Origin of the sequence: Falsiroseomonas sp., assembly GCF_051860665.1 — a bacterium.
GTDB lineage: Bacteria > Pseudomonadota > Alphaproteobacteria > Acetobacterales > Acetobacteraceae > Falsiroseomonas.
In genome coordinates, this window is record NZ_JBHYDM010000028.1 from 18170 (window position 1) to 34257 (window position 16088).

At 71.8% G+C, this 16088-nt stretch carries 17 protein-coding genes; 11 read left to right on the forward strand and 6 right to left on the reverse strand.

Annotated features, from left to right (window positions below; translation table 11 throughout):
• Positions 1 to 29: 29 nt before the first annotated feature.
• The 3 genes from ACTIF1_RS21125 (at position 30) to ACTIF1_RS21135 (ending at position 2080) form a co-directional block, all read left to right on the forward strand.
• Entirely contained in the window at positions 30 to 1109 is a 1080-nt protein-coding gene (locus ACTIF1_RS21125) for a DNA adenine methylase (RefSeq protein ID WP_439598441.1), read from the forward strand.
• A gap of 48 nt (positions 1110 to 1157) precedes the next feature.
• Positions 1158 to 1448, forward strand: coding sequence for a hypothetical protein (locus ACTIF1_RS21130; RefSeq protein WP_439598442.1), 291 nt, complete (start codon positions 1158 to 1160; stop codon positions 1446 to 1448).
• 95 nt (positions 1449 to 1543) lie between these two features.
• Positions 1544 to 2080: a DUF4142 domain-containing protein gene (locus ACTIF1_RS21135; RefSeq protein ID WP_439598443.1), complete on the forward strand. Its 537-nt coding sequence runs from the start codon at positions 1544 to 1546 to the stop codon at positions 2078 to 2080.
• Positions 2081 to 2132: 52 nt separating this feature from the next.
• Here ACTIF1_RS21135 and ACTIF1_RS21140 read toward each other — a convergent pair whose 3' ends face one another.
• The 3 genes from ACTIF1_RS21140 to fsa are packed head-to-tail and all read right to left on the reverse strand — an operon-like array spanning position 2133 to position 4431.
• The gene (locus ACTIF1_RS21140) at positions 2133 to 3065 is read right to left on the reverse strand and encodes a tyrosine recombinase XerC (protein ID WP_439598444.1); all 933 of its coding nucleotides are present in this window, start codon (positions 3063 to 3065) and stop codon (positions 2133 to 2135) included.
• Between the two features lie 2 nt (positions 3066 to 3067).
• On the reverse strand, positions 3068 to 3778 hold the full coding sequence (locus ACTIF1_RS21145; RefSeq protein ID WP_439598445.1) for a DUF484 family protein: 711 nt from the start codon (positions 3776 to 3778) through the stop codon (positions 3068 to 3070).
• On the reverse strand, positions 3775 to 4431 hold the full coding sequence (fsa, locus tag ACTIF1_RS21150) for a fructose-6-phosphate aldolase (RefSeq protein ID WP_439598446.1): 657 nt from the start codon (positions 4429 to 4431) through the stop codon (positions 3775 to 3777). Before fsa ends, ACTIF1_RS21145 begins: the two co-directional genes overlap by 4 nt.
• Before the next feature lie 98 nt (positions 4432 to 4529).
• On the opposite strand from fsa, the gene ACTIF1_RS21155 reads away from it, so the two are divergent.
• Complete coding sequence (locus tag ACTIF1_RS21155; RefSeq protein WP_439598447.1) at positions 4530 to 6755, forward strand: primosomal protein N'; 2226 nt, start codon at positions 4530 to 4532, stop codon at positions 6753 to 6755.
• Between the two features lies 1 nt (position 6756).
• On the opposite strand, the gene ACTIF1_RS21160 is transcribed toward ACTIF1_RS21155, so the two are convergent.
• From ACTIF1_RS21160 to ACTIF1_RS21170, 3 genes are all read right to left on the reverse strand, one after another.
• Positions 6757 to 7008 carry a hypothetical protein gene (locus ACTIF1_RS21160; RefSeq protein WP_439598448.1) on the reverse strand — a complete coding sequence of 84 codons (252 nt, stop codon included), beginning with the start codon at positions 7006 to 7008 and terminating at the stop codon, positions 6757 to 6759.
• Between the two features lie 42 nt (positions 7009 to 7050).
• Entirely contained in the window at positions 7051 to 7353 is a 303-nt protein-coding gene (locus ACTIF1_RS21165; protein WP_439598449.1) for a hypothetical protein, read from the reverse strand.
• Positions 7354 to 7493: 140 nt separating this feature from the next.
• Positions 7494 to 9842 (reverse strand): mechanosensitive ion channel domain-containing protein, encoded by a 2349-nt coding sequence (locus tag ACTIF1_RS21170; protein ID WP_439598450.1) that lies wholly within the window; start codon positions 9840 to 9842, stop codon positions 7494 to 7496.
• Between the two features lie 94 nt (positions 9843 to 9936).
• Here ACTIF1_RS21170 and ACTIF1_RS21175 point away from each other — a divergent pair, with 94 nt between their 5' ends.
• From ACTIF1_RS21175 to ACTIF1_RS21205, 7 genes are all read left to right on the forward strand, one after another.
• Positions 9937 to 11136: an MFS transporter gene (locus ACTIF1_RS21175; protein ID WP_439598451.1), complete on the forward strand. Its 1200-nt coding sequence runs from the start codon at positions 9937 to 9939 to the stop codon at positions 11134 to 11136.
• Positions 11137 to 11202: 66 nt separating this feature from the next.
• On the forward strand, positions 11203 to 11397 hold the full coding sequence (locus ACTIF1_RS21180) for a twin transmembrane helix small protein (RefSeq protein WP_439598452.1): 195 nt from the start codon (positions 11203 to 11205) through the stop codon (positions 11395 to 11397).
• 143 nt (positions 11398 to 11540) lie between these two features.
• Positions 11541 to 12290, forward strand: a complete 750-nt coding sequence (locus ACTIF1_RS21185) for an electron transfer flavoprotein subunit beta/FixA family protein (protein ID WP_439598453.1) — start codon at positions 11541 to 11543, stop codon at positions 12288 to 12290.
• Between the two features lie 2 nt (positions 12291 to 12292).
• On the forward strand, positions 12293 to 13219 hold the full coding sequence (locus tag ACTIF1_RS21190; protein ID WP_439598454.1) for an electron transfer flavoprotein subunit alpha/FixB family protein: 927 nt from the start codon (positions 12293 to 12295) through the stop codon (positions 13217 to 13219).
• A 169-nt stretch (positions 13220 to 13388) separates the two neighbouring features.
• A complete protein-coding gene (locus tag ACTIF1_RS21195) occupies positions 13389 to 14267 on the forward strand; it encodes a 3-hydroxybutyryl-CoA dehydrogenase (protein WP_439598455.1) in 879 nt (292 codons plus the stop codon).
• A 3-nt stretch (positions 14268 to 14270) separates the two neighbouring features.
• Entirely contained in the window at positions 14271 to 15029 is a 759-nt protein-coding gene (locus ACTIF1_RS21200) for a potassium channel family protein (RefSeq protein WP_439598456.1), read from the forward strand.
• A 93-nt stretch (positions 15030 to 15122) separates the two neighbouring features.
• Complete coding sequence (locus tag ACTIF1_RS21205; RefSeq protein WP_439598457.1) at positions 15123 to 16082, forward strand: Bug family tripartite tricarboxylate transporter substrate binding protein; 960 nt, start codon at positions 15123 to 15125, stop codon at positions 16080 to 16082.
• The last annotated feature ends 6 nt before the right edge of the window (positions 16083 to 16088 follow it).

A 16088-nucleotide genomic window follows, 5' to 3' on the forward strand; every position in this document is an offset into this window, starting at 1 on the left:
GGCTTTCCTGCTCGCCCAACCGCGGCAGCATGATCAAATACTTGGGGTCGAAGCGCGGCTTGTTGCCGCAGATCCTGCGGGGGGTGGGCGCCGCGGCTGGGGATCGGGCCGTGGTGGCGGATCTGTTTTCCGGCTCCGCCCGCGTCGCCCATGCGCTGAAGGCGGCCGGCTGGCGGGTGCTGGCGAATGACGAGCTGGAATTCGCCCGCACGCTGGCCTGCGGCCTGGTGCAGGCGGATGCGGAGGACTGGGCGGCGCGGGCCGAGAAGCTGCTGGCGGAGCTGTCGCACCTGCCGCCCGCCCCCGGCTGGTTCACCGCCACCTATGCCGAGACCGCCCGCTACCTGCACCCCGTGAATGCCGCCCGGCTGGAGGCGATGCGGGAGGCGGTGGAGCGGCTGGACCCGGAGCCAGAGCTGCGCGCCGTGCTGCTGACCGCCCTGGTCCAGGCGGCGGACCGGGTGGATAGCTGCGCCGGCCACCAGATGGCCTTCATGCGGGAGCTGGCGCCGCGGGCGCTGAAGCCGCTGGCGCTGCGCCTGCCGGAACTGCTGCCGCGGCCTGCCTCCGGCCCCTGCCTGGCGCTGGGGGAGGATGCGCTGGCGCTGGCGGGGTCCATCGATTGCGACGTCGCCTATCTCGACCCGCCCTATGACCAGCATGCCTATCTCTCGAACTACCATCTGTGGGAGACGCTGGTGCGCTGGGACCGGCCGGAGGTCTATGGCCGGGCCCGGAAGCGGCTGGACTGCCGCAGCCATCGCAGCGCCTTCAACAGCCGCGCCGGCATCGGCCCCGCCTTCGCCCGCCTGGTCGGCAGCCTGCGCGCCCGCACCCTGGTGGTCTCCTTCGGCGCCGAGGGCTTTCTCGCCAGGGCGGAGCTGGAACGGATGCTGGCCGGGCGGGGCTTCCTGCATGTGCTGGAGGTGCCGCATCGCCGCTATGCCGGCACCCGGCTCGGCATCCATAATGCCCGCGGCGAGAAGGTGGGCACGCCCGGCCCGGCCGGGACCATGGAGCGGCTCTATGTCGCCAGCGACCGGCGGCTGGACCTGCCGAGGGACCAGGATTATCGCGCCGTGCCCGTCCGGCTGCCCGAAGCCGTTTGAGGGCCGGGCGGCGTTGCACGGCCGCCGCGGCAGGACCATCTGCCGGGCATGATGGAATACCGTCCCTCCCTCCGGCGCAAATGCGCTGGCTGGTCGCTGATCGCGATCAGCCCGCTCGGCGGGTTGCTGCCGATCCTGCCCGGCGTGGTCTTCTTCGCCCTCGGCCTGTTCATCCTGCGGCACCAGTATTTCTGGGCGCATCGCGGCCTGGCCTGGGCGGGGTCCCGCTGGCCGGAGGCGGTGGCCAAGGTGGAGGTGATGGAGACGCGGATGATCCTGCGCGGGGAGCGCTGGACGCAGCGCCTGCGCAGCAGCTTCCGCCGCCTGCTGCGGCGCTGAGAGACTGCGGCGGCAGTCTGTCACCGTCCCCGGCGCAACCCGGCCGCGCCTGCCACGTTTCCTGGGCACGAACGAACAACCCAGGAGAATTCGCGATGAACCGACGCAGCCTTTTCCTTGCCGGCGCCATGCTGCTGCCCGCGACCGCGCTGATGGCGCAGGACCGCCCGACCACGGTGCTGGACCTGCTGAGCGGCACCGGCGTCGGCGCCAATGTCTTCGTCGAGCGCGCCACGATCAACGACAACTTCGAGATCCAGTCCAGCCAGTACCTGCTGGAGAAGAGCAGCCATCCGCAGATCCGCCAGTACGCGCAGGACATGATCACGGCGCATACCGCCATGTCCGCCGAGCTGCGCGCCCTGCCGGAAGCCTCGACCCGCACGCCGGCCACCGGCGACGACCGGATGCAGGCCAAGCTGGCGACGCTGCGCGGCTATGAGGGCGACGAGCTGAACCGCTGGTATGTGCAGATGCAGGTCGAGGCGCATCAGGAAGCCGCGACGTTGTTCGAATCCTATGCGCAGAACGGCGAGGTTCCCGCGCTGAAGGCTTTTGCCGCCAAGCACCTGCCGGCGATCCGCCTGCATCTGCAGCGGGCCCAGGCGCTGCAGGCGCCGCGCGCGGAGTGATCCGGGCGAGGGGGCCTCGGCCCCCTCGATCGGCCGCCTTCAGTCCGCCCCTTCAGTCCGCTCGGGGATGGGCGGCGCGCCAGGTCTCCAGCAGGGCGGCCGCGTCCACCCGCGTATAGCGCTGCGTGGTGGACAGGCTGGCATGGCCCAGCAGTTCCTGGATCGCCCGCAGATCTGCCCCGCCGCCCAATAGATGGGTGGCGAAGGAATGGCGCAGGGCATGCGGCGTCGCATGCTCCGGCAGCCCTGCCAGGCGCCGCCAGTTGCGCACCGACCGCTGCGCCACCCCCGGATCCAGCCGCGCGCCGCGGGCGCCGACGAAAAGCGGTGCCTCCGGCTGCGGGTCCGGATGCTCGGCCAGCCAGTCGCCCATCGCCTGGCGCACCGCCGGCAGCACCGGCACCAGCCGCTGCTTGCTGCCCTTGCCGGTGACGCGCAGCGCGCCCTGCTGGCCGGGGCGGGGCGCATCCCGCACATCCAGCGCCAGCGCCTCCGCGATGCGCAATCCGCAGCCATAGAGCAGGGTGAACAGCGCCACGTCGCGCGCCGCCTGCATCCGCGGCTGCTGCGCCCGGTCCGGGTCATGCACCGCGCCGATGCCGGAGGCGACCTCCCGCGCTTCCGCCGCCGAGAGCGCCCGCGGCACCGGCCTGGCGGCGCGCGGCCCGCGCAGGCCGGAGATGGCGGTGACCGGCTGGCCGTGGCGTCGCGCCAGGTACCGCAGGAAACCGCGGAGCGCGGCCAGCCGCCGGGCGCGGGTGGTGTTCCCATCCCCCTCCCTCGCCCGATGGGCGAGGAAGGCGCGGATATCGGTCGGGCGCAGCGCGCCGAGCGCCGTCACATCCGGCTCCTCCCCCAGGTGGCGGGTCAGGAAGCCGAGGAAGAGGGAGAGGTCGGCCTGGTAGGCCTCCACGGTATGCGGGCTGGCCCGGCGCTCGCTGGCCAGCATGGCAAGCCAGCCAGCCAGGGCCTCGGCCCCCGTCATGTTCAGCGGGACAGCGCCGCGGCCACGGTGCGGCCGAGGAAGGCCAGCGTGGTCGTGGTCTGCCGGGTCGGCAGCGCCGCGGCATCGCGCGCGCCGAGCGCCAGCAGGCAGGGCGTGCCGCAGGCCAGCGGCACCCGCACCAGGGCATCGCGGGTCACCAGGCCGGCGGCCTCCGCATGCAGCATCAGGGCCTCGGTGACCTCCGTCCGCACCCGCGCATCCCGCCCGCGGCCGACGAGGCGGGAGACGGCGCCGGCGGGCAGGGGAAGGATGCCGGCGCGCCGGAAACCGCCGAAATTGCGGTCGGCGGCCCGGCTGGGCGGGGCGGCGCCGGGTTCCATCAGCAGCGTGCAGCTTTCCACCCGCATCAGGGCGGGCAGTTCCTGGCCCACCGTCTCCACCACGTCGCGGGCGCGCATCAGGGCCAGCACGGCGAGGCGCACGCGCATCACCAGCGTGGCGCCGGCGCGGCCATCCTCGATCGCGGCCTGCACCTCGGCCTCCAGCGCCCGGGTGCGGGCGCGCTCCGCCAGGATCATCGCCGCCATGTGGTCGGTCAGGTTGTCGCCATGCAGGCGGCGCGGCGGCAGCAGGGTGCGGTAGAGCTCCGGCCGATGGAGCAGGAAATCCGGGTGGTCGCGCAGATACGCCGCGACCTCCTCGGCCGTCGGAGCAAGTCCACAGTCGAGGATGGTCGCGGCGTGCTGGCTCACAGGATGCTTTGCCCCGTCTTGGCCCAATCGGCGAGGAAGGCGGACAGCCCGCTATCGGTCAGCGGGTGCTTCAGCAGCTGGCGGATCACCGCCGGCGGCAGGGTGGCCACATGGGCGCCGAGCTTGGCGGATTGCACCAAGTGGATGGGGTGGCGGACGGAGGCGACCAGCACCTCGGTCTTGATGGCCGGGTAGTTGCGGTAGATCTGGACGATGTCGCCGATCAGCGTCATGCCGTCATGGGCGATATCGTCCAGCCGGCCGACGAAGGGCGAGATATAGGCGGCGCCGGCCTTTGCCGCGAGCAGGGCCTGGGCGGCGGAGAAGCAGAGCGTGACATTGACCGGCGTGCCTTCCTGCGACAGGGCCCGGCAGGTGCGCAGCCCGGCTTCCGTCAGCGGCACCTTCACGGCGATGTTCTTGGCGATGTCGCGCAGGTACTTGCCCTCCGCCAGCATGCCGGCGAAATCGGTGGCCGTGACCTCGGCGCTGACCGGGCCATCGGTGATGGCGCAGATCTCGGCGATCACCTCCGACATCTTGCGTCCGGACTTGGCGATCAGGCTCGGGTTGGTGGTGACGCCATCGACCAGGCCGGATTCCGCCAGCGCCCGGATCTCGGCCACATCGGCGGTATCCACGAAGAATTTCATCAGGCTCGGTTCCCTTGCCGCCGGTGCATGCGAAACAGGCTTCGCAATCACATTCCGCGACAGTTTGTTTCGGTTTCGTTCGTCTCGGAGCATATAGCATGCGCCCGCCCGGGTGGAAGTCGTCGGAGTCGAACCAACCCCGAGGCGTGGCTTTGCGGCCACGAATCCGTGTGCTGCTGCCGCTTCCCCTGGCGGCGGGCGCCTATGACTACCGGATTCCGGAGGGGCTGGCGGTCGCGCCGGGCGATTTCGTGGTGGTGCCGCTGGGCGGGCGGCAGCTGGTGGGGGTGGCCTGGGACGGGGCGGCGGACCCCGACCTGCCGGAGAAGAAGCTGCGCGACGTGCTGGGCGTGATGGAGGCGCCGCCGATGACGGAGACGCTGCGCCGCTTCGTCACCTGGGTCGCCGCCTATACGCTGAGCCCGCCCGGTGCCGTGCTGCGCATGGCGATGAGCGCGCCCGCCGGGCTGGAGCCGCCGCCCGCCCGCGCCGGCTGGCAGCTTTCCAATGCCGAACTGCCGGCCCGCGTGACGCCCGGCCGGGCCCGGGTGCTGGCGGTGCTGCGGCCGGGGGAGGTGCGGACGGGTGCCGAGATCGCCGCCGCCGCCGGCGTCTCGCCCGGCGTGGTGCGCGGCCTGGCCGATGCCGGGATGCTGGTGCCGGCCCTGCTGCCGGAGCGCCCCGCCTTCGCCCCGCCCGACCCCGACCACCCCGGCCCGGTTCTGGGCGCGGAGCAGGCCGCGGCGGCGGCCGCGCTGCGGGCGCAGGTGGACTCGCGCGAATTCGGCGTGACGCTGCTGACCGGCGTCACCGGCTCCGGCAAGACCGAGGTCTATCTGGATGCGGTGGCGGAGTGCCTGCGCCAGGGCCGCCAGGCGCTGGTGCTGCTGCCGGAGATTGCCCTCTCGGCGCAATGGCTGGAGCGCTTTCGCAAGCGGTTCGGCGTCGACCCCGCGCTTTGGCACTCCGAACTGGGCGCCAAGACGCGGGCAAAAACCTGGCGGGCGGTGGCGGAGGGGGGCGTGGGGGTGCTGGTTGGCGCACGCTCCGCGCTGTTCCTGCCCTTCCCCGATCTCGGCCTGATCGTGGTGGATGAGGAGCACGAGACCGCCTTCAAGCAGGAGGAGGGGGTGGTCTACCACGCCCGCGACATGGCCGTGGTGCGCGCGCGCCTCGCCCAGGCGAGCATCGTGCTGGTCTCCGCCACGCCCTCGCTGGAGACGCTGACCAATGTGGAGACCGGCCGCTACCGCCACCTCGACCTGCCCGAGCGCCACGGTGCCGCCGGCATGGCGGCGGTGGAGGCGCTGGATCTGCGCGCCGCCCCGCCCGAGCGCGGCCGCTTCCTCTCGCCCGTCCTGGTCGAGGCCATCGAGAAGACGCTGGCGCGGGGGGAGCAGGCAATGCTCTTCCTCAACCGCCGCGGCTATGCGCCGCTGACGCTGTGCCGCGCCTGCGGCCACCGCATGCGCTGCCCCAACTGCACCGCCTGGCTGGTGGAGCACCGCGCCCAGAAGCGCCTGCAGTGCCACCATTGCGGCCATGCCGAGCCGATCCCGCCCGTCTGCCCCGAATGCAGCGCGCCCGGCACGCTGACCCCGGTGGGGCCGGGGGTGGAGCGGGTGGTGGAGGAAGCGACCGCGCTGTTCCCCGATGCGCGCCGCATCGTCATGGCCAGCGACACCATCCCCGGCCCGGCGGCGGCGGCGGCGGCGGCGGCGGCGATCTCGGACCGGCAGGTGGACCTCATCATCGGCACGCAGATTGTCGCGAAAGGCTGGCATTTTCCGGGGCTGACGCTGGTCGGCGTGGTGGATGCCGACCTGGGCCTGGCCGGCGGCGACCTGCGGGCGGCGGAACGCACCTTGCAACTGCTGCACCAGGTGGCGGGCCGCGCCGGCCGGGCGGAGGCGCCGGGGCGCGTGCTGATGCAGACTTTCAATCCGGACCACCCGGTGATGCAGGCGCTGGTCTCGGGCGATTTTGAGGCATTTATGAGCGCCGAGGCCGAGGGGCGCCGGCCGGGTCACTGGCCGCCTTTCGGACGGCTGGCGGCGCTGGTGGTGAGCTCGGAGGATGAGCGGGAGGCGGACCGCGCCGCCCGCGACCTGGGCCTGGCGGCGCCGCGCGGCGATGGGGTGGAGGTTCTGGGGCCGGCGCCGGCGCCGCTGGCGCTACTGCGCGGCCGTCACCGGCGGCGGCTGCTGCTGAAGGCGCGGAAGGACGTGCAGGTGCAGCCGCTGATCCGGGAGTGGCTGGAACGGGTGGTGCTGCCGAATTCCGTGCGGGTCCAGGTGGATGTGGACCCGGTGGGGTTCATGTAGCTCACCCCCGCCGGCGCAGCGCCTCCTCCACCAGCTGGCGGTCGCGCGCCTCGCTGCGGCGGCCATGCACCACGGCCAGCGCCCAGATCACCGCGATGCCCCAGGCCGCCTGGCCGGCGACGAAGGGCAGCAGGATGAACAGCAGGCCGCCGATCCACAGCAGCCCGTTGAACACGGCCTGGAAGGGTTTGCCGGCGAAGAGGATGGCCAGCGGCGGGACGAGCAGGGCGAGGAGATATTGCATGATGGCCATGATATCGCCCTGCCACCCCGCCGGTTCAATCGGTGGAGCCGATCACGCAGCCGTTGCCAGTTCGAGCGTCGGCGGCCGCACCACGCGGCCTTCCATCGCCTCCACCCGCCGCACGCCGACGATCTGGCCGAGATTGCCCGCCACCAGATGCACCATGCAGAGCGGCATGGCCTGCAGCGCCACCTCCGCGCGGATCAGCTCCCCCTCCCGCGAGGCCCGCACCACATCGGGGATCAGGTCGCGCTTGGCGAAGGGCTCCAGGATGCGCGGCAGCAGGCCGGGCTCGGCATCGGCCGTGACGGTGAAACGTGCCGCACACAACGGCTCGGGATCGTAGAAGGACATGTGAAGAAGGCTCCGGATCGGGCTGGCGAAGAACCGTGAAGGCACCCGGCCGCGCATGCGCCCATCCCCCCCTTGGGGGGATCGGGTCAGGCGGCCGGGCCGGTAATTCGGCCCGTGAGGATCCGGAAGGTCGTCACGCCCTAAGCCTTAGCGCCTTCCTGGCCCTCGGGGAAGTCCTCCGCGGGGTGCCGGGCCTGCTGGCGGTCGATCACCAGCTTCTGGTGCGGATAGGGGATCTCGATGCCCAGCTGGTCGAAGCGCTGCTTGATGCGGCGGTTGAACTCGCGGCCGATGCTCCAGCGCGCCATCGGCTCGCCCTTGATGCGGGCGCGGATCAGCACGCCGGAATCGGCCAGCCGCTCGACGCCCAGCACCTCCAGCTCGTCGCGGATGATCGGGTTGAACTTCGGATCGGCGCGGATATCGGCCGCCACCTCCCGCATCACCTCCACCACCCGGTCGGTGTCCTCGCCATAGGCGACGCTGACATCGAGCACGGCGAAGGAGAAGTCGCGCGTCATGTTCGTCACCGTGGTGACCGCGCTGAAGGGGATGATGTGGATCGACCCATCCTGCGCCCGCAGCTTGATGGAGCGGATGGACAGTTGCTCCACCACCCCCGAAAGCCCGCCGACGGAGACCACGTCGCCCACCGCCACCGCATCCTCGAACAGCAGGAAGATGCCGGTGATCACGTCGCGCACCAGGGTCTGCGACCCGAAGCCGATCGCCAGGCCGATGACACCGGCGCCGGCGATCAGGGGCGCCACGTTGACGCCGATCTCGGTCAGCACGTTGAGCGCCACGAAGACCAGGATGGTGCCGGACAGCAGGGTGCGCAGCATCGGCAGCAGGGTGCGCACGCGGGCCGAACGCGCGGCCTGCGCATCGCGCGACAGGCGCACCAGGTAGCGCTGGATGGCGGCATTCGCCACTTCCCAGACCGTGATCGCCACCGCCACGGTCAGCCCCACCGAGACGAGGGAGGCGAGCAGCCGCGCGCCCAGCTGGCCGCGGCCGAACCAGGCGAAGGCGGCCACGCCCCAGGCCTCCAGCAGGAACAGCAGGGTGACGATCAGGATCAGCGCGCTGACGATGCCCTTCAGCACCGGCACGTAGCGATTGGCCCGCGCTTCCAGCCCCGGATAGCGGCGGGCGAGGTCCGGGCCGATGCTGAAGCCGCGCGTGATGGCCCGCCGCGCCAGCTCATCCACCAGCTTGGCCACGCCGAAGATGGCGAGCGTGATGAGCGAGACGCGCAGCAGCCGCTCGAAGCCGTCCCGCACCTCCAGCGCCCAGACGCCCCAGAGCGCGATCAGCCAGAGGATCGCCAGCAGGTGCCAGATTTCCGCCAGCCGGTCGCGCAGGCTGCGCAGCAGGCGCCGCATGCGGTCCGGCTGGTCGCCCGGCTTCAGCTCCGGCGCGCGCAGAAGATCCGCCATGGCGGTGCGGTTCTGCAGGATGACGATGATCAGCAGCAGGGAGACGATCAGCGCCGAAAGCCGCAGGATTCCGTCATAGGCAGCCCAGGGCAGGCCGAATTGCAGCCCGGCCTCGGCCACCGCGAAGCCGGCGATGGCCACCGCCACGATGCGCCGCACCCAGACGGTGACATAGGCCGCCGTCTCATCCTGGCAGGGCACCAGGCGCAGATGGCTGGAGGCCGGGGAGAAGGCCATGCGCGACAGCGCCATGATGGCGCGCAGCGCCAGATAGGCGTTGTTCGCCAGCAGCAGCACCAGCTCCGTCGTCGGCAGCGGCCGCACGGCGCTGATCATGCCGTAGGAGATGACGGCGAAGGCGGCCAGGGGCACCAGGTCCAGCAGGAAGCGCGCCACCACCAGCGGCACGCGGCGCATCCAGGTCCAGGCCCCGCCATTGTCCGGCGCCATGGCGTCCAGCCGGTCGGACCAGCGGTGCAGGCCACGCCGGGTCAGCCATTCGGCGAAGAGGCCCGCGCCGAACAGCAGCAGCAGCTTCCAGGCGGCATCGATGACGCGGGTCTGCGTCACCGGGTCCCGCGCGAAGTCGGAGGCCCAGCGGGCGAGGGAGGGCAGGTCCGTCGCCGCCTCCGCCGCCGCCACCAGGCTTTCGGAGAAGCTCTGCAGGCGCTGGGAGGCGCCGGTCAGCAGCTGCGCGCCCAGCGTATTCGGCGCCAGGATCGCGGGCTCCGCCGCCGCGGGAGCGGCGGCCCCAGCGGAAGGCGTGGCGGAAGGCGTGGCGGACGGTGTGGTGGCCGGCGCGGCGGGCGGCGCTGCGGGGGCCGGGGTGCCGGTGGCGGCGGCGGGGGCGCTGCGCTGGGCGGCGACCAGCGCCTCCAGGTTGCGCAGTAGCTCGGCCCGGGCGGCGTCGTTGCGCAGCGTCGCCAGCAGCCGCTCCATCTCCGCCGGCGCGGGCGCCGAGGCGGGGGCGGGGCTGGCGGTCTGGCCAAGGGCGGCGCCGCCCAGAAGCAGCGCCAGGACGGGCAGGATGTGGAGGAGGACGCGCATGGGCGGGGTGATCCCCCTTCCGCCTCCCCCGGGTCAACCCTGAAGACGGTCTCGGCATGTTGCGGCGCAGCGCATCAGGGCCGAGGATGCGGGCGTGACCCCCGCCCCACCCGCCCTGCCCCTCATCATGCTGGCCCTGATGGCCGTGCACCTGGCCGGGATGGGCGCCTTCCTGACCGTGCCCGTGCTGGCCCCCGCCATGGCGGCCGAAACCGGCGTGCCCGCCAGCCTGGCCGGGCTGCATACCGCGCTGGTCTATGCAGGCGCCCTGGTGACCGGGCCGCTGACGGGGCCACTGATCCGCCGCTGGGGGGGCGTGCGCATGCTGCAGGTGGCCATGGGCGTGCTGGGCTGCGGCATTGCCCTGGCGGCGCTCGGCCATCCGGTGGCGCTCGCAGCCTCCGCGCTGATCGCCGGCATGGGGCATGGGCCGGTGACGCCGGGTGGCAGCCATTTGATCGCGGCGCATACGCCGGCGCGGAGGCGCGCCCTGGTCTTCAGCCTGAAGCAGGCCGGCGTGCCGCTGGGCGCCATGGTGGTCGCCGCCCTGGCGCCGGCGCTGGCGCTGCTGTTCGGCTGGCGCGCCAGCATCCTGTGCATCGCCTGCATCGCCTTCGCCGTGGCGCTGGCCATCCAGCCGCTGCGGGCGGGGCTGGATATCGAGCGGGACCGGCCGGGGGCCAGCACCGGGCTGCTGGCGGTGCTGCGCGAATCGGCCGCCCATCTCGGCCTGCTGCGGACCGACAAGGACCTGGCGCGGCTGACGGTGATGGCCTGCGGCTATGGCATCGCGCAGTTCTGCTTCTCCACCTTCTTCGTCGCCTTCCAGGTGGCGAGCCTCGGCACCAGCCTGGCCGAGGCCGGGCTGTTCCTGGCCCTGGCCCAGGCCTCCGGCGTGGTGGGGCGGGTCTTCTGGGCGCTGCTGGCGGACCGGCTGGGCGCCACCCGCGTGCTGGTGGCCTGCGGGGTGGGGGCGGCGCTGGCCGGGCTGGCCCTGGCGCTCGCGGGTCCCGGCTGGCCCATGCTGCTGGTGGCCGGCGCCGGGATGGTGATGGGCGCCACGGCGGTGGGCTGGAATGGCGTGATGCTGGCGGAAGCGGCGCGGCTGGCGCCTCCCGGCCAGGTCGGCGGCGCCACCGCGGCGCTGTCCTTCGCCTTCGGCATGACCATGCTGGTGGCACCCCCGGCCTTTTCCGGCCTGATCGGCCTGACCGGCAGCTATGCCGCCGGCTTCGGCATGTGCGTGGTGGCGGTCACGGTGGGGGCCGTGGCGATCGCCGGGGCAAGGCGATAGCGCCACTGGCGGCAGCCTGCCCGGCGGGTGGCTTGCCCCGGCCGCGGGACGTGCCATCTTGCCCCCATGACGACCTTCCTGACGGTCCTGGTGGGCCTTTCCATGTTCGCCACCCTCGGCGTGATGCTCGCCGGCATGGTGGGCCTGGCGCGGAATGAGACGGCCGGCGGCGGTCGCTCCAACAAGCTGATGCGATGGCGTGTCGGGCTGCAGGGGCTGACCCTGGTGCTGTTCCTTTTGCTTCTGATGCTGCGCGGGTAACGCCCGGCCGGCGCCAGGCCGGCCCCGCCTTGCCCGCGCGAAGCGCCCGCCCTATGGTCGGCGCCGTTTTCGCCCCATTTTTCGCAATTGCGCGATGCGCCCGGCGCCGCCTTCCAGCGCCGGACCCAGGGACACGGCACTCCATGAAAATCCTCGTCCCCGTCAAGCGGGTGGTCGACTACAACGTCAAGGTCCGCGTGAAGGCGGATGGCACCGGCGTCGAGACGGCGAACGTCAAGATGTCCATGAACCCCTTCGACGAGATCGCGGTCGAGGAAGCGGTGCGCCTGAAGGAAAAGGGCGCCGCCACCGAGATCGTCGCCGTCTCCGTCGGCCCGACAGCGGCGCAGGAGCAGATCCGCACCGCGCTGGCCATGGGCGCCGATCGCGGCATCCTGGTGGAGGCCGAGGGCACGGTGGAGCCGCTGGCGGTCGCCAAGATCCTCAAGGCGCTGGTCGAGAAGGAGGGCCCGCAGCTCATCCTGATGGGCAAGCAGGCGATCGACGACGACATGAACGCCACCGGCCAGATGCTGGCGGCGCTGCTGGGCTGGGCCCAGGGCACCTATGCCAGCAAGGTCGAGATTGTGGACGGCACGGCCAACGTGACCCGCGAGATCGATGGCGGCCTGGAGACCCTGGCGCTCACCCTGCCGGCCATCGTCACCGCCGACCTGCGCCTGAACGAGCCGCGCTACGCCTCGCTGCCCAATATCATGAAGGCCCGGAAAAAGCCGATCGAGACGGTGAAGCCGGGCGACCTCGGCGTGGACACCGCGCCGCGCCTGACCGTGTTGAAGGTGGTGGAGCCGCCGAAGCGCAGCGCCGGCGTGAAGGTGGCCAGCGTGGCCGAGCTGGTGGACAAGCTGCGCAACGAAGCGAAGGTGATCTGACCATGTCCATCCTGCTTCTGGCCGATCGCGGCAATCCGCTGACCCAGCCGACCCGCAGCGCGCTCGCTGCCGCCACGCAGATCGGCGGCGAGATCCATGTGCTGGTGATGCATCGCGACGATGCCGCCGCCGCCGCCGCGCTGCCCGGTGTGTCCAAGGTTCTGGTCGCCGGCGGCGTGGTCGCCGAGAACGGCCTGGCGGAGCCGCTGGCGGCGCTGCTGGTCGCGCTCGCCCCCGGCTATTCGCACCTCGTCGCCCCCGGCAGCACCGCGGGCAAGAATGTGATGCCGCGCGTCGCCGCCCTGCTCGACGTGCAGATCATCTCCGACATCGCCGGCGTCGAATCCGCCGACACCTTCAGCCGCTTCATCTATGCCGGCAATGCGCTGGCCACGGTGAAGAGCGCGGATGCGACCAAGGTGCTGACGGTGCGGGCCGCCAGCTTCGACCCGGCGCCTGCCGAGGGCGGCAATGCGCCGATCGAGGACGCGCCGGCCGCGAACGATCCCGGCATCTCCCGCTTCGTCGGCTCCGAGCTGGTGAAGCTGGAGCGGCCGGAGCTGACGGCGGCGCGCGTCGTCGTCTCCGGCGGACGTGCGCTGGGCTCGCTGGAGAACTTCAAGATCCTGGATGGCGTCGCGGACCGGCTCGGCGCCGCGATTGGCGCCTCCCGCGCCGCGGTCGATGCGGGCTATGCGCATAACGACATGCAGGTCGGCCAGACCGGCAAGATCGTGGCGCCGGAACTCTACATGGCCTTCGGCATCTCGGGCGCCATCCAGCACCTGGCCGGCATGAAGGACAGCAAGGTGATCGTCGCCATCAACAAGGACGAGGAGGCGCCGATCTTCGCGGTGGCCGACTACGGCCTCGTTGGCGATGTCTTCAAGGTGATCCCGGAGCTCGAGGCCGCGCTCGACAAGAAGTAATCAAAGCCCTCTCCCCCCAGTTCGGGGGGAGAGGGTTGGGTGAGGGGGGCTCTGCCACCCGCGCCATTCCACGAGAACGGCCCGACGGGCTCTCTCCGTCCTCAGCGGCCCCCCTCACCCCAACCCTCTCCCCCCGTTGGGGGGAGAGGGCGCCCATGCGGAGACCAGGATGAGCCAGATCCAGAAACTTGGCGTCATCGGCGCCGGCCAGATGGGCAATGGCATCGCCCATGTCGCCGCCCAGTCCGGCCTGACCGTCGTGCTGCTCGACGTGGCGCAGGCCGCGCTCGACAAGGGCATGGCGACGCTGGCCAAGAACATGGACCGCCAGGTTTCGAAGGGCACGCTGACGCAGGCCGACCGCGACGCGGCGCTGGCCCGCATCAGCACGAGCACGGACTACGCCGCCTTCGCCGATTGTGACCTGGTGATCGAGGCCGCGACCGAGCGCGAGGACATCAAGAACAAGATTTTCGCCACCCTGACGCCGCATCTGCGGGCGGATGCGCTGGTGGCCTCGAACACCTCCTCCATCCCCATCACCCGCCTCGCGGCGGCCACCGACCGGCCGGGCCGCTTCGTCGGCATGCATTTCTTCAACCCCGTGCCGCTGATGAAGCTGGTCGAGGTCATTCGGGGATTGGCGACCGACGATGCCACGGTCACCGCGGTGGCGGCATTGGCGGAAAAAATGGGCAAGACGGTGGCTTATGCCGCCGACTACCCGGCCTTCATCGTCAACCGTATCCTGCTGCCGATGATCAACGAGGCCTGCTTCGCCCTGCATGAGGGGGTGGGCGATGTCGCCTCCATCGACGCCGGCATGAAGCTGGGCTGCAACCATCCGATGGGGCCGCTGGAGCTGGCGGACTATATCGGCCTCGACACCTGCCTCGCCGTGCTGCGCGTGCTGCAGGAAGGCATGGGCGACCCGAAGTACCGCCCGAGCCCCTTGCTGCAAAAGTATGTCGAGGCCGGCTGGCTGGGCCGCAAGTCGGGCCGCGGCTTCTACGACTACGGCACGACGCCGCCGAAGCCGACGCGCTAGCCCATGCCCGGCGAGGTCGGCGCCTTCGACAGGATCGCCGGCCGGGTCGGCATCCGCGCCGGCTATGGGCTGCTGGCGCTCGATCTCGCCGCGCTGGCCTGGGTGATCGTCGAATCCTTCCTGCCCCAGGGCCCGGCGCTGCGGCTGGTGGATTTCGCCTTCGGCCTGGTGCTCGGCGGCGAACTGGTGCTGCGCCTGCGGGCCAGCGAGCGACCTTGGCGCGAGATCACGCATCCCGCCGGCATCGCCGACCTGCTCGCCGTCTCCGCCTTCCTGCTGGCGCCCTTCGCCCCCGGCTGGGGTTTCCTGCGCAGCCTGCGCACGCTGCGGCTGCTGCGCTCCGCCCGGCTGGTGGCCAAGCTGCGCCGCGACCTGCCGGTGTTCCGCCGCAACCCGGAGGCACCGATCGCGGCGGCCGACCTGCTGGTCTTCATCTCCGTGATGACCGGCATCGTCCATGCGACGCAGCACAACCACAATCAGGACATCGCGAACTGGGCCGATGCCCTCTATTTCACCGTGGCCGCGCTGACCACCACGGGCTTCGGCGACATCACGCTGGAGGGCACGGGCGGAAGGCTGCTGACCGTGCTGATCATGCTGGCCGGCGTCACCCTGTTCCTGCGGCTGGCCCAGGCGCTGTTCCGGCCCATCAAGGTGAACTTCCGCTGCCCGAGCTGCGGCCTCGGCCGGCACGACACGGATGCGGTGCACTGCAAGGCCTGCGGCATCCAGCTGAACATCCCCGACGACGGCGACTGAACCCCGCGCCCGGTCCGCGAGGTTGCCGACTGTCGGCACTATGGCCATCTTCCCCGCACCAGCCGCGCAGACGGCCGAACCGGGAGACACGCCTTGACCATCCGCCGCCGCGGCCTGCTGGCCGCCCCCCTCGCCTTGCCCTTCATCGGCGCGGCCCGCGCCCAGCCCGGCTGGCAGCCGACCCGGCCGATCCAGCTGATCGTCGGCTTCGCCCCCGGCGGCGGCTCCGACATCATCGCGCGCACCATCGCGGAAGCCGCGGCGCCGCTTTTCCCGCAGCCGCTGGTGGTGGTGAACCGGCCCGGCGCCGGCGGGGCCATCGCCGCCGAATTCGTCAGCCGGGCGGCGCCGGATGGGCATACCCTGCTGATGGCGGGCGGGTCCGAGAGCACCTCGCTGCCCGCGCATCGGGACCTGCCCTATGACCCGAAGCGGTCCTTCACCTCCGTCATCCGCCTGACGCGCAACGCGCATTTCATCTGCGCCCGCGGCCGCGGCGGCCGCTTCACCACCATGCAGCAGGCGATCGAGGCGGCGAAGGCGCGGCCGGAGGCGCTGACGCATGGCTCGGCGGGCGTCGGCACGCTGTCGCATTCCATCTTCATCATGCTCGGCCGCGCGACGGGGACGGAGCTGCTGCACGTGCCCTATACCGGCGGCGGGCCGCAGCAGCAGGCGCTTCTGGCGGGGCAGGTGGACCTGGTGGTGCAGGCCTCGGACGAGCTGCGCGGCCTCGCGGCCTCCGGCGACATCCTGCCGCTGGCCTGTGCCTCCGCGCAGCGGATGCCGGCCTTCCCGCAGGTGCCGACGCTGCGGGAGCTCGGCGTGGATCTGGTGGCGGACAATATGAAGGGCTGGGTCGGGCCGGCGGGCATGACGCCGGAGATGGTGAGCTATCTGCACGACCGCTTCCGCCAGGCCATGGCGGCACCCGGCTGGCAGCGCTTCCAGGAGAGCACCGGGGAGGCGGATGGCTACGCCAATGGCGCCGATTTCCAGCGCGACATGGACACGCTGCTGGATGCCATCCGCGCCGCGATCCGTCGAGCCTGAGGAGAC

Coding starts and splice junctions, on each gene's coding strand:
- ACTIF1_RS21125 (WP_439598441.1), top strand. CDS start 30: ATGATCAAATACTTGGGGTCGAAGCGCGGCTTGTTGCCGCAGATCCTG.
- ACTIF1_RS21130 (WP_439598442.1), top strand. CDS start 1,158: ATGATGGAATACCGTCCCTCCCTCCGGCGCAAATGCGCTGGCTGGTCG.
- ACTIF1_RS21135 (WP_439598443.1), top strand. CDS start 1,544: ATGAACCGACGCAGCCTTTTCCTTGCCGGCGCCATGCTGCTGCCCGCG.
- ACTIF1_RS21140 (WP_439598444.1), bottom strand. CDS start 3,065: ATGACGGGGGCCGAGGCCCTGGCTGGCTGGCTTGCCATGCTGGCCAGC.
- fsa (WP_439598446.1), bottom strand. CDS start 4,431: ATGAAATTCTTCGTGGATACCGCCGATGTGGCCGAGATCCGGGCGCTG.
- ACTIF1_RS21155 (WP_439598447.1), top strand. CDS start 4,530: ATGCGCCCGCCCGGGTGGAAGTCGTCGGAGTCGAACCAACCCCGAGGC.
- ACTIF1_RS21160 (WP_439598448.1), bottom strand. CDS start 7,008: ATGGCCATCATGCAATATCTCCTCGCCCTGCTCGTCCCGCCGCTGGCC.
- ACTIF1_RS21165 (WP_439598449.1), bottom strand. CDS start 7,353: ATGTCCTTCTACGATCCCGAGCCGTTGTGTGCGGCACGTTTCACCGTC.
- ACTIF1_RS21170 (WP_439598450.1), bottom strand. CDS start 9,842: ATGCGCGTCCTCCTCCACATCCTGCCCGTCCTGGCGCTGCTTCTGGGC.
- ACTIF1_RS21180 (WP_439598452.1), top strand. CDS start 11,203: ATGACGACCTTCCTGACGGTCCTGGTGGGCCTTTCCATGTTCGCCACC.
- ACTIF1_RS21185 (WP_439598453.1), top strand. CDS start 11,541: ATGAAAATCCTCGTCCCCGTCAAGCGGGTGGTCGACTACAACGTCAAG.
- ACTIF1_RS21190 (WP_439598454.1), top strand. CDS start 12,293: ATGTCCATCCTGCTTCTGGCCGATCGCGGCAATCCGCTGACCCAGCCG.
- ACTIF1_RS21195 (WP_439598455.1), top strand. CDS start 13,389: ATGAGCCAGATCCAGAAACTTGGCGTCATCGGCGCCGGCCAGATGGGC.
- ACTIF1_RS21200 (WP_439598456.1), top strand. CDS start 14,271: ATGCCCGGCGAGGTCGGCGCCTTCGACAGGATCGCCGGCCGGGTCGGC.